This is a genomic window from Haloarcula sp. CBA1122, from assembly GCF_009741785.1.
Classification (GTDB): Archaea; Halobacteriota; Halobacteria; order Halobacteriales; family Haloarculaceae; genus Haloarcula; species Haloarcula hispanica.
Window position 1 is genome coordinate 29,500 of sequence record NZ_WPCB01000015.1, and the last position, 11,712, is coordinate 41,211.

General features: G+C 63.3%; 14 protein-coding genes and 1 pseudogene. 5 read left to right on the forward strand and 10 right to left on the reverse strand.

The window, feature by feature from the left end:
* Positions 1-102 precede the first annotated feature (102 nt).
* The gene (locus GJ630_RS08080; RefSeq protein WP_008310011.1) at positions 103-375 is read left to right on the forward strand and encodes a hypothetical protein; all 273 of its coding nucleotides are present in this window, start codon (positions 103-105) and stop codon (positions 373-375) included.
* Positions 376-452: 77 nt separating this feature from the next.
* On the opposite strand, the gene GJ630_RS08085 is transcribed toward GJ630_RS08080, so the two are convergent.
* Complete coding sequence (locus GJ630_RS08085) at positions 453-1,280, reverse strand: hypothetical protein (protein ID WP_191449671.1); 828 nt, start codon at positions 1,278-1,280, stop codon at positions 453-455.
* A gap of 304 nt (positions 1,281-1,584) precedes the next feature.
* On the opposite strand from GJ630_RS08085, the gene GJ630_RS08090 reads away from it, so the two are divergent.
* Complete coding sequence (locus tag GJ630_RS08090; protein ID WP_014039956.1) at positions 1,585-2,364, forward strand: winged helix-turn-helix domain-containing protein; 780 nt, start codon at positions 1,585-1,587, stop codon at positions 2,362-2,364.
* On the opposite strand, the gene GJ630_RS08095 is transcribed toward GJ630_RS08090, so the two are convergent.
* The 7 genes and pseudogenes from GJ630_RS08095 to crtD form a co-directional block, all read right to left on the reverse strand.
* Positions 2,361-2,684, reverse strand: a complete 324-nt coding sequence (locus GJ630_RS08095; RefSeq protein WP_014039957.1) for a transcription factor S — start codon at positions 2,682-2,684, stop codon at positions 2,361-2,363. The genes GJ630_RS08090 and GJ630_RS08095 overlap by 4 nt on opposite strands.
* A 32-nt stretch (positions 2,685-2,716) precedes the next feature.
* Positions 2,717-3,351: pseudogene (locus tag GJ630_RS20505) on the reverse strand (hypothetical protein).
* Positions 3,344-4,216 (reverse strand): hypothetical protein, encoded by an 873-nt coding sequence (locus GJ630_RS08105; RefSeq protein WP_191449672.1) that lies wholly within the window; start codon positions 4,214-4,216, stop codon positions 3,344-3,346. Before GJ630_RS08105 ends, GJ630_RS20505 begins: the two are co-directional and overlap by 8 nt.
* A gap of 133 nt (positions 4,217-4,349) precedes the next feature.
* Positions 4,350-5,186, reverse strand: a complete 837-nt coding sequence (locus GJ630_RS08110) for an HTR-like protein (RefSeq protein ID WP_014039960.1) — start codon at positions 5,184-5,186, stop codon at positions 4,350-4,352.
* A gap of 81 nt (positions 5,187-5,267) precedes the next feature.
* Positions 5,268-6,149: a bisanhydrobacterioruberin hydratase gene (gene cruF, locus GJ630_RS08115; protein WP_014039961.1), complete on the reverse strand. Its 882-nt coding sequence runs from the start codon at positions 6,147-6,149 to the stop codon at positions 5,268-5,270.
* Positions 6,142-7,026, reverse strand: coding sequence for a prenyltransferase (locus GJ630_RS08120; protein ID WP_191449673.1), 885 nt, complete (start codon positions 7,024-7,026; stop codon positions 6,142-6,144). The genes cruF and GJ630_RS08120 overlap by 8 nt, the downstream gene beginning before the upstream one ends.
* A 3-nt stretch (positions 7,027-7,029) precedes the next feature.
* On the reverse strand, positions 7,030-8,517 hold the full coding sequence (gene crtD / locus GJ630_RS08125) for a carotenoid 3,4-desaturase (RefSeq protein ID WP_146417406.1): 1,488 nt from the start codon (positions 8,515-8,517) through the stop codon (positions 7,030-7,032).
* Positions 8,518-8,651: 134 nt separating this feature from the next.
* Here crtD and GJ630_RS08130 point away from each other — a divergent pair, with 134 nt between their 5' ends.
* From GJ630_RS08130 to GJ630_RS08135, 3 genes are all read left to right on the forward strand, one after another.
* Positions 8,652-9,827, forward strand: coding sequence for a Xaa-Pro peptidase family protein (locus GJ630_RS08130; protein WP_014039964.1), 1,176 nt, complete (start codon positions 8,652-8,654; stop codon positions 9,825-9,827).
* Between the two features lie 290 nt (positions 9,828-10,117).
* Positions 10,118-10,282 carry a hypothetical protein gene (locus GJ630_RS19490; RefSeq protein ID WP_008309989.1) on the forward strand — a complete coding sequence of 55 codons (165 nt, stop codon included), beginning with the start codon at positions 10,118-10,120 and terminating at the stop codon, positions 10,280-10,282.
* 44 nt (positions 10,283-10,326) lie between these two features.
* Positions 10,327-10,536 carry a ribbon-helix-helix domain-containing protein gene (locus tag GJ630_RS08135; protein WP_008309988.1) on the forward strand — a complete coding sequence of 70 codons (210 nt, stop codon included), beginning with the start codon at positions 10,327-10,329 and terminating at the stop codon, positions 10,534-10,536.
* Between the two features lie 19 nt (positions 10,537-10,555).
* Here the strand turns inward: GJ630_RS08135 and GJ630_RS08140 are convergent, their stop codons facing one another.
* Together GJ630_RS08140 and GJ630_RS08145 are read right to left on the reverse strand one after the other, a co-directional pair.
* Entirely contained in the window at positions 10,556-10,966 is a 411-nt protein-coding gene (locus GJ630_RS08140) for a hypothetical protein (RefSeq protein WP_014039965.1), read from the reverse strand.
* Positions 10,967-11,013: 47 nt separating this feature from the next.
* Entirely contained in the window at positions 11,014-11,694 is a 681-nt protein-coding gene (locus GJ630_RS08145) for a hypothetical protein (protein ID WP_014039966.1), read from the reverse strand.
* Positions 11,695-11,712: the final 18 nt, after the last annotated feature.

The following is an 11,712-nucleotide window of genomic DNA, read 5'->3' on the forward strand; positions in this document are numbered from 1 at the left end:
ACCGGCCAGTCATGCCCGGTTGCTCGATGCCCACTGATCTATTTAAATAAACCCACTTCCGTAAGCCGAACCGTTTTAGTCCCCATCTGTAAATCCCCACGTATGACACGCGACGAACTCGCGTCCGCGAGTGAACTGCTCGAATCAGCGGCCGAAGACACTGACAGCGACGAGGCGAGCGAGCGCCTCGCCGAACTCGCTGCCCAGCTCGACTCCCTCGCGACCGACGAACGCGGCCCGGACCACGGCCGACTCGCCCGCATCCAGTCGGCGCTCAACGACCTCAGCAGTGGCGACGCGGAAGACGTGACCGAAGCCATCGACGACGCCGACGACCAGATCAACGAGTACCGGTCCGACCTCGAAGGGGTCTGAGGCGGCGCTCCTGCGCCAACACACGGCTGTCCGGTGACTTTCTGCGACGGAAAGACGGCTTTCGAACCGATGAGTCGCTACGACTCGGTCGCGGTTTCCTCGTCGACCGGCTTGATCCGGTGTGTCGCGTCGTTGTTATCGTCCGGGGCCCGCAGATGATACGTGACTTCACGCGGCTCCGTATCGTCGACGTACGGTGTCTTAGCGTCGTGCGTGATACCCGCTGTTTCTCCTGGCTCCAGTACCCTATCAAACCGGCCGACAGGCGCGTAGGCGACGCGTGGGCCGGTTCGGTTGAGTGCGAGGACGTACCGACCTGCGGTGTCGCCCGTGTTCGTGACTGTTATCTCAAGCGTCGGCATGGCTGGCTCAGTGACACGCTCCGGTCCGTCGAGAGTAACGTCGAACGACGGCAACGGTGCTTCGAGTCTGTTCTGAACTGTCTTCGGCATCGTCCACTCCCCGCCGGGCCAAGACAGTCGGGCGTCGCTAGCTGAGCCGGTTTCGGGCAGGTCGAAGACCAGCGGCCCACCGGCCTCGGTGAACTGTCGGCCCCACTCGCCGTCGCGATACAGACCGTTCCTGAACGTCTCGGGGCTGTACGTCGACCCATCGAATCTGAGCGAGAACGCGCCCCGGTCCACTCCCGAGCCCTCGATGGTCGTCGTGAGCACGAGAAACTGGCCGCCTGTCGGTTCAACGCTGATAGAGTCAGTGCGAGGAATCACGACGCCTGGCGCCACCACGGCGTCCGTGACGGTCACACTGGGCGGCGACCCAATGTCGGTTTCGCTGACGCCTGGTGACGGCATCGGCGTCACTGTCCCGGTGTCCTCGGTTTCACCCTGACATCCTGCACCGGTGATAGCCAGTCCGCAGAGTGCCAGAACGCGACGGCGGTACATGGCTCTGCGTTGCCCTGCCCCGGATAAATGCTTTCAGAAGGTACGGGTTCAGTTTTGACCGACTGATTCCAGTTCGGCCGGAATAGACCTGTCTCCTCGATCTGGGTAGTCTGTGTCGCTGATGAGGCAGGTGATGTCAGATTAAATAACATCTTAATTAATGTTTGTGACTAACCAAAAGCTTTTGACAATTCCATTGGTTTCAGTCAAATGTGTATCAGGTTGGGGGATCGGGTGGCGGTACCATCCCTACGTGGTGATATCAATGAGCAAATCAACGAATGGCCGAACGGCCCCTAAATCGATGCGTCACAAGCAAATACTCGATGTAGCGGCTGAGAACCCCGAGGCATCCATCGCAGAGCTTGCGGCCGAAGTACCGAGTGCAACAGCGGAACTGGTCGAGCGAGTTCTTGAGGAACACGGCGACCCGGCTGAGGCCGACGAGACGGAAACGGCCGCCCAGTCAGAGAGTGAACCGTCGACGGAGTCACAGTCATATCCAGCCCCTGCGGACCTCTCGTCGACAGAACGTGAGACGATCCGAGCAATCCAGAAACACCCCACCGCGTCCCAGCGGGACCTCGCGGAGAAGCTCGGCGTCACTGCCTCGACGGTGAGCAACCGCGTCAACGGGATCGACGGGTTCGACTGGGCGAACCGAGAAGCGTTCGCAAACGCCGTGTTCAGCGACGGAGAAGCCGAATCAGCGACGATCTCGGACGAGGCAGAAACCCAGACACCCGATACCCAATCGCCGGAGTCAACAGACAACCCCGACGGAGCCGACAGTCAAGCGTCAGGCCCTGATACTGCGCCCGACGACGGCGACCGCTCGCCAACGGAAGTCGAGACAGCGGCCGGCGAGGTGAACACCACGCTGACTACGTTCCAGTCAACCGTCGAGGACCTCTCCGCACAGTTGGCTGAACTCGAAGGACAGGTCGAAACCGTCACGGACGGCGGCGGCTCGCCAGAGCCGTTTCAGGAGCCCGAACTCGTTCACAAGGTCGTCCACGCGTGTATGGACTCCGACAAGATATCCGAGGAGGAAGAGCTCCGGATTCTGGATTCGCTGCTCTAGTTGTACTCCCGCCACCGGTGGCCACACTCCTGGCATTTGAAAAAGCGCGTCGGCGGTTCGTCGGCCGACCCGGTCTGTTTGATGGTGTACCACGCTTTCCCGTGTCCGCATTCCTCACAGGTCACGTCGTCAGCCGTGGGCTTCCCTTCGAAGTTCGAGCCCTCCTCGGTCTCTATCAGTTCGTCGCCGCTCTGTTCGTCCGTGCTGACGAACTCGGCCGCGCGGTCCTCGTCTTTGGTAACTCGCGCACCACAGGACTGACAGACCATCTCGTCACCGTCGGCGTGCATCATCGAACCACAGTCGTCGCAGAACTGCATACACGCCCGTCGGACACCGAGGCAAAAAGCCGTTACTGCTCGTCCTCGATCTCGTGTTGCTCGGCGACGACCGGACAGTCCAGTAGCCGGACCGTCTCCATGTCGAGGAACTCCATGATCTCGGTCCCCTCGTTCGTGCAGTGCGCGTTCGGCGGTGCGGAGAAGTGTTCACACTGCTCACAGTAGCGGTGTTTCGATACCTCCGCGTAGCGGCTCTCGGGTGTAGTCTTGTCGTCGCCGTCCTCGGCGATTTCCGCCCACACCTTGTCCGCGTCGATGTGATCGACGTCGACCCGCTCGAACGCGCTCTCGCCGCTCCCGAAGGGTCCTCGCCGCGCTCGTCCATTCCCGAGAAGGGGTCGTCCGGGTCGGGTGAGGACCCCGAAAGGGGACTGTCCGATTCAGGTGCCGAATCTGAACGGAACTCTTCCGTGTCGACAGCCGAGAGCAGGTCGTCAGCATCGGTTGCATCGGGTTCCGCCTCGGACGCACCGTCGGCCGGTTCGTCGCTCGATTCGCTGCCCGGCCAACCGTCGTCGGGTGGCTGGCGTGCGTCTGCCGAGCCGTCCGCGTCGTCAGGCCCCGCACCGAGGCGCTCGAACGGGTCGCCCTCGCGGTCGTCATCCGGGTCGAGCTCTTCGAAGGGGTCTCGCTCGTCGTCACTCATTGGTCTCTCCCGGTTCAAGCTGTGCTGCGGCCACTAGCCGCGCCTTCGAGCGGATAATGCCGCCCTCAGGCCGGACGTCCGACACCGTCGTGTTGCAGTGTGGACACTGGGGTTCGGTCAACAGTCCGATCTCGACCTGCTCGTCACAGTTCGAACAGCGTGCCGTCGAGATGTTCTCCTGGGCCGCGGCGCGTTTCAGCCGGTCGACCGCTTTCTGATTCTGGTCCCGGCCGCCCTGGTCGTCGCGGAGGTCGCTGACGACCCAGGCGACGCGGGTGAGTTTGTCTTCGACATCGTCGAGTCGGCTGTCGATGTCAGCGACTCGCTCGTTCTCTGTTTCGAGCGACTCGGTCACGTCGCCCCGAAGCGCGGCGAGTTCCGCCTCGATATCTTCGATCTCTTGTGTGAGTGCATCGATGCGGTCGAACTCTTCGTGGCCGTGGTCGGCCGGCGCTTTCGCGTCGGCCTCCCGTTTGACCTGCACGACGCGCTCGCGGACGTCTTCGATCTTCGTCTGAAAGTCCGCTTCGAGCGCGTCGAACCGCTCTGCGAGTTGGCGTTCCACCGTGTCGACGATATCGGGGAGCTGGGAACTGACAGCGCTCTCGGTCGCTGCTTCGACTGAGCCGTTCAGCTTCTCGTCCACGGTTGCGGCGACGACGGCATCCAACTCGTCCGCCGATGGCTGAATGAGGTCGTCCATCTCATCGTCCGAGTCGGCCGCTGTCATATATGCGGCCAGCAGTTGCTCCATGACGGCGTCGCGAGGCACGCCGAGCGTCTCGGCCTGCTCGGTCAGCCACTCGTCTAGATCTGCAGATAGCTCGACGTACACTCCTCCGTCATCAGTCGACTCGGAGGACATTACGACACTCTTGACGAACAAGACTGATAAGGGTTTGTCGCCGATTTCAGATACCGAGAGCGGGAGCGAACCGTCAGCACGCGGCTCGTTGTCTTTTTCCGACAGTTACGGGCATCTCTGCTGCCGACTATCGCTACCGAATCTTGCGCACGTCGCTGATATCGAAGCCGGCATCGCCCAGTTCGGTCTCGAACTGCACGATGTCCTCGTCCTCTATCTGCGAGAGGACGCCGCGGAACTGCTGGACGACGAGGGTCCGAGCCCGGGTGGAACCGCCGGACTCCCACGCGAACTCCATCGTGCCGTGGGATGCGTCGACGAGCTGCCCGTGTCGGGTCGACGATATCGTCTCCGGATTGACGTGCAAGAGGATAAGGCCCCCCCACTGGTGGGCTGCCTTCTGGATTCCCTGGACGAGCGAGCTGACGTCCGACCAGCTGACTTCCTCGTCCGTCGCGCTAACGAGGTCAGACAGCGAGTCGATGACGACGAGATTGTTCGCCGCCACGTCGTTCAATACCATCCCGAGCGTGCCGAGCAGGTCATCCCGCTCGTGGCGCGCCCGGAGGTCGGTGATTGACGCGGTCTCCCTGGCGTACCACTCTCGCGGCACCGGACTGATGTGGAAGTACCGCTCCGAGAGGTCGTGAAACTCGACCGCCTGGCTTCCCTTGTCGACCACGTCGTCGTCCATCGCCAGCCGCATCTCGCTGACCAGTTGCGACTCGCTTGTTGTAAAGGAGATGTAGTGGACTTCGTCCGGGGCAACAGCGTCGGCCGAGCGGTCGCCGTAGTAGAGGTCGTGCAACTCCCCGTCCACCTGTTCGAGCCCGTTGATGAGTGCGCTCGTATGCATGAACTCCCGGGAGCCAGCGCCGGCCTCGCCGGACAGCAGGACGACGCTCCCGGCGGGCGCTCCACCGTTGATGATGGAGTCGAGCTGCCGGATTCCGAACGGGATTCGCTCCATACGTCCACCTACCTACGCGGTCGCTTAAACGCTTGGCCTGTCTCACTGTCGTGGTCGGGAGAGCGACAGCGAGCCCGGAGGTTACCGCCAGACGGCCCGACCGAGCCGCGTCTCCGAGAGGTCGAAGTCGAAGCGGTCCGTCCACAGCAGGCCGGCCCCCAGCAGCGCGGCCAGGCCGACAGGCACCCAGTTCGCATAAAAGAGGTTGATACCGCCCCACAGCAGGACGAAGCTCACCAGGTCGTCGAGCATGAACGGGCAATCCCGGAGTCGCTGTCGGAGCCCCGCACGGTCGAACCCGAGGTCGAACAGCAGGACGGCGACCGATCCAGAGAGGAGCCAGCCGGTGTAGTTCTGCCACGGGACGCCGTAGAACTGGGGCATCTCGTAGGTCCAGAAACCGATTGCCACGGCACCCGGATCGAGCACGAGGTCGACGAGCATGACCGTCGCCAGCGTCGCCAGCAGCCGAACCGCGGTTGACGCCGCCCTGTTGCCGAGCAACAGCAGGACGAGCAGGTAGGCGTTCAGGACCAGCGGGAAGAAGAAGACCGGGAGCCCGAACGGCACCTCGCCCAGCAGCATCGGGCCAAGGTCGACGCCGTACGTGAACTCGCCGTAGGGCCAGCCGGTCCGGACACCGACGAGTTCGATGCCGTAGGAGTAGAGCGTCAGCGCGACCAGCGCCAGCCCGGCCCGGCGGTCCACGAGCGGAAAGACACCGGCCACGAGAGGCAACCGCATCACGAACGTTCCGAACAGGACGAAGTAGGGGTTGAACGCGAGCGGGTCGGGCAACAGTCCCTCGGCGCTGGCAAGCAGGGTGACAGCGCCGACGAGCGGGAAAACGACGGCGATGGTAAAGCGGTTCTCGGTGACGAACTGGTCGAACTGCGCGGTCGCGTCGGTCCTTGTCTCGGGGAGCGTCCAGCCCGCTATGGTCCGGTCCTCGCCGCTACCCATACAGCATCACCCACAGCGCGATGAGTGTGAACACCATGCCGACGACGGTGTTGATGGCGGGGTACCACCAGTAGGCTTCGTCGATGTCGACGCCGATGCCGAGAATCCCGAACACGAGGCCGGGGTAGACGAGCAGTATCAGGCCGAACACCCAGTGGGTGTAGGTGAACACGAACGCGGCCGTGAGCCAGCACATCACGCAGTAGTAGTAGGTGTTTGACTCGCCCAGAAACGTCGCCGTCGTCTGGATGCCGGCCTCGCGGTCGGGTTCGATATCGGGAATCGCCGAGAAGGTGTGCATCCCCATCGCCCAGAGCCACGCGCCGGCGACCGCCGTCGCTGGCGGGGCCGCTCCTTCGATAGCGGCGTAGCCGATGACGCCCGGCAGGATGTACAGCCCGTTCGAGATGGAATCAAGGAACGGCGTCGTCTTGAACCGCAGCGGCGGGGCCGAGTACTCGACAGAGAGCGCAACCCAGGCGAGCAGGGCCACGACCCCGAGCATCGGCAGCCCGAGGACGAACACCAACGCGAGCGCGCCGCTTGCGACGACGATGGCTGTGACGGCGCTGTCACCGCGGTAGCTGACCTCTCGGCCCTCGTCCTTCTTGGGATTGTGCTCGTCGATGTCGGCATCGAAGATGTCGTTGACCCCGTAGAGAAACACGTTCCCGGGAATGGTGAAGTACAGAAACAGCGCGATAGCCAGCGGCGAGAACAGTTCGCCCGGGCCGTCGGCCGCGTAGCTGACGCCGACGATGACCGGGCCGCCGAGGTACAGCCAGAACCGCGGCCGGGAGAGCCGCAACAGGTACCCCACCAGCGTCTCCTCCGGCGGAATGACGGCGGTGATGCGGTCGGTCGGGAGTTCGGGCATTACTCAGGCGATATCCTCGATGAGCGCCTCTGCGGTGTGTTCGCCGCTGATGAGACACATCGGCACGCCGATGCCGGGCGTCGTGAACGACCCCGTGAAGTAGAGGCCGTCGACGGCCGACGAGCGGTTGTTGGGTCGCAGCAGGGCGGTCTGGCGGAGTGTGTGTGCCAGCCCGAGAGCTGTGCCCTCCGTGGCGTTGTACCGCTCGCCGAAGTCGGAGACGGCAAACTGCTTCTCGTAGACGATGCGGTCGCGCAGGTCGACGCCGGTGTTGTCAGCGATGTCGGCAAGCACCTTCTCGCGGTACTCCTCGCGGATCTCGTCGCCGTCGTGCAGGCCCGGCGCGATTGGGACCAGAACGAACAGGTTCGAGTGCCCGTCTGGGGCGACGGTGTCGTCGGTTTTCGAGGGCACACAGAGGTAGTACGCCGGGTCATCGGGCCACGCGGGCTCGTCGAAGATGTCGTCGAAGTGGGGGTCCCAGTCCGTCGGCAGGACGAGCGTGTGGTGCTTCAGGGGCTCCACGTCGCCCTCGACACCCATGTACATGAGGAAAGCGGACGGTGCGTACGTTTTGTCGTCCCAGTAATCGTCGTCGTACTGGCGCTCGTGGTCGGGCAGGAGTTCCCGTTCGGCGTGGCCGTAGTCGGCGTTGACGACCACTTCGTCGGGGTGGGTCGTGTCGCCGTGGACTGTCTCCACGAGGAATCCATCCTTCCGCCGGGAAATCTCGTCGACTTCGGCGTCGGTCTCGTAGGTGACGCCGAGTTCCTCGCCGAGTTCGACGAGGCCGTCGACGACCGCGCCGACGCCGCCGTCGGGGTAGTACACGCCGAGGTTGAAATCGACGTGGCTCATCATGTTGTACAGCGCTGGCGTCGTCCGCGGAGAGCCACCGAGGAAGACCAGCGTGTACTGCATGATCTGCTGGAGCTTCGGGTGCTCGAAGTAGTCCTCGACGTGGCCCTGCATCGAGCCGATAAGCTGGAGCCCGACCGGAGCGGCAGTCATCACATCGAGGTCAATCCAGTCGCGCAGCTCCGAGCGGTCCTCGTAGACGAACTTGTTCATCGCCGTCTCGTAGTGACGTTCGCTCGTCGCGAGGTAGTCTTCGAACGCCTCGCCCGCGCCGGGTTCGTACTCCTCGAACTTCCGGGCCATCTCGGCGTTGTCGCCGGTCACGTCGATCCGGTCGCCGTCCTTGAAGAAGATGCGGTAGTGCGGGTCGAGCCGCTGGAGGTCGTAGTAATCGCGTGGCTCTTTCCCGAAGTACGCGAAGAACCGCTCGAACACGTCGGGCATCAGATACCACGACGGACCCATGTCGAACCGGAACCCGTCCACCTCCAGCCGGGAGGCGCGGCCCCCGAGTTGCTCGTTTTTCTCCAGTAGCGAGACGTCCGCGCCTGCGTCCGCCAGATAGCACGCGGCGGAGAGGCCACCGATGCCGCCACCGACGACAGTTACGTCTTCACCGGACAAGTCACTCATTACTAGTATTGAGGGGCTGGACCGTCAATAAATGAGCGGCCAAACTGCATCGGTATGCCATTCGTGGCCATATGTCGGGCCGCCGAGCGGCTCAGTGGGAGACGTATATGGGGATGGGGGCCAGACTGACACGTATGGAACCTGACCTCGCAGCACTGGACGCATATCTCGATGACGCCGGCGTCGACGGCTACCTCCTCGATGCGGATTCCGAGGTGTCAGACCAGTACTACCTCTCTGGCTTCGACGCGCCGGACCCGTTCATCACGCTGTACGACGGCGACACACATCTCCTCTTCCCGCGGAGTCTGGAGTTCGGTCGCGCCAAGCGTGAATCGCGAGCCGAGACCGTCGAACGGTACGTCGATTTCGACCACCAGAAGAAGGTCGAGGAGTACGGTCCCGAGGAGGCAGTCTCGCACGTCCTCGCGGATTTCCTCGCGTCCTACGATGTGGACAGCGTGGCCGTACCCCCGCGGTTCCCGCTCCGGACTGCGGACGGCCTGCGCGAACGTGGTGTCGACGTGACGGCCGACACCGACGGCATCGTCACGGAGATCCGCGCGACGAAGACCGAGACCGAAGTCGACTACGTCCGGACGGCACAGCGGGCCAACGAGGCGGCGATGCAGGCGGCCGAATCGCTGCTTGAGGCGTCAGAGATTGCCGAGGACGACACGCTCGAAATTGACGGCGAGACGCTGACGAGCGAGCGGGTGAAAGAGGAGATCGAGGTGACGCTGCTCCGGCACGGCTGCTCGCTGGACGAGACTATCGTCGCCTGCGGGGCGGACGCTGCGGACCCTCACGACTCTGGGAGCGGGCCGCTCGTCGCCCACGAGCCGGTTATCATCGACATCTTCCCGAAGGACAAGGCGACGAAGTACCACGCCGACATGACGCGGACGTTCGTCAAAGGCGAGCCAAGCGAGACGGTGCGGGAGTGGTACGACCTCACCGAGCGGGCGATGGAAGCGGCGTTCGATGCGCTGGAACCCGGTGCGACCGGCAAAGACGTACACGACGCTGTCTGTGACGTGTACGAGGACGCCGGCGAGCCGACGTTGCGTGATGACGACCGAACGGAGACAGGGTTCATCCACAGCACGGGCCACGGCGTCGGGCTGGACGTCCACGAGCTTCCACGGCTGGCACCGAATGGCGGCGAACTCGAACCGGGACACATCGTCACTATCGAGCCCGGCCTCTATGACCCCGATGTCGGCGGGGTCAGAATCGAAGATATCGCCGTCGTCACTGCCGATGGCTACGAGAACCTGACTGAGTACGAGATTCAGTTCGTCGTCTGAGCCGGTCGTTTCAGCGCCGTTCCATCTGGCCGCCACAGGACAGACAGGCCACGTTAGCGTCTCCAGTCTGGGAAGCAGTTTTATCCTGGCCTCCGTTGGTGACTGCGTTATCTTCTATCAAGATGTTCGTTACCATGACACATTATATTCCGCGGCTCCATCATGAACATTTATTATGGATGGGGCAAAAGGTGGTGATACTCAATGCTTGTATCCGATGTACGCCCCTCACGCGACCCTCACACTGCACTGCCCACAAACCACAGACGCCGGCCGACACGACCCCCAGGATGACAACACGAATCACGACCCCCCGAAACGACGACTCGTACCCGACAACCACGCTGCCCTTCGACGACGCGGAGAGCAAGTCCCGCCGCGCGCCGAAGATGTTCTCGCCGACCAATCACGCCACGATGGGCCAGTTCGACACTGAGGCCACGGACCCGCGGTAAGCTGGGACACAACGCATATCCCGCCGGCACGCTTCCGTGCCGATATGTCCGATTACACCACAGTATCGATTCCGAAGGACCTCGCGGAGCGCGTCGAAGAGACCATCGAGGGGACGAGTTTCTCCAGCACCTCTGATCTCGTTCGGTTCCTGCTCCGGAGTATCGTCGTCCAGCACCAGCGGGAAGGCGAACTGACCGAAGCGCAGTTCCAGGATATCACCGACCAGTTGCGGGACCTGGGCTACTTGGAGTAACCGCTCCGGAGACGGAACGCTACTGCGGATACTTTTCCGGAGGCTCGACGTCGAGAACCGTGACCTCCTGTTCCTGCCCGGATCTGTCGAAGGCTCCGAAGGCGTCGATATCCCACGGCGGGATGCCGACGAAGATCACCTCGTGCAGGTCGTCGGTCTTGCTGACGCCCATGTACCCGTCGGGGTGGGAAACGAATCGGCCCTGTGTCTGGCCGGCCGGCGTTCCAAGGTCGACGCCGAACACCGCCTTCACCGAGGCCCCGGCTGAGGGGAGATAGAAGTCAGTGAACACCGGTGTCTCGTCCGGTAAGTCAGCATCCGGGAGTTCTCCGGCCGGCGTGACGGCCAGCGAAATCGTCACGTCGTCAGGTTCGGCCTCGCTGGCGAGCCGTAACAGCGTCTCGACGAGTCCGCGTGTGACGTAGACCACGCCACACCTTCGCACGGGTCGGGTAAAACAGCGTCGCTTCCGTCGGTTTAGCCGAGCACGAGCGACTTGAGGTTCTTCGCGTACAGGCCCGGCGTCCGGCCTCGCGACCCGCGGAGCGCGTACGCGATGTCCTCGGCGGCACCTTCCATCACACCCTCTCCGTGACCGACCAGGACCCGCTCGGGGTCCAGCCGGGAGAGTTTCTTCGGAGGGAACAGGCGCAACATTGGGTGGACACCGAGTCGCTCGTCACCGGCGAGGAAGTAGTCCGCCGCCCCGACTGCCTCGGGGACGACCAGCGTATCGTCCTCGTCGCCATACAGCGCGGCCTCTTGCCAGAACGTGTTCTTGATAATCTTGTGGACGCCGTAGTCCGTGCCCGGCAATTGTCGGTGCATGCGTTCGACCGGCGCGTCGATGTCTTCCTCGACACCCGACATCCACTCGGGGATGTACACCGACACGTCGTGTCGGTTCGCAACGGCGGCGCTGTCGCGTTTGTGCCGGTCTAACAGGATGACGACGCCGGCCACGTCGCCGAACTCGGCGAACAGGTCGTCGATACCGTCGACGTCTATCGGGTCGACGACGAACACGCCGGCATCCGTCTTGAGGACGTGACTCGCCCGGACCATCATTTCGTCGGGATACGGAATGTAGCTCACGCCGCGCTCCCAGCGGTTCGTCTCCAGCCACGCCGCCGTTTCGTCCTGCGTGTTGGTTGGCATACGCCTCTGTACGGGCCT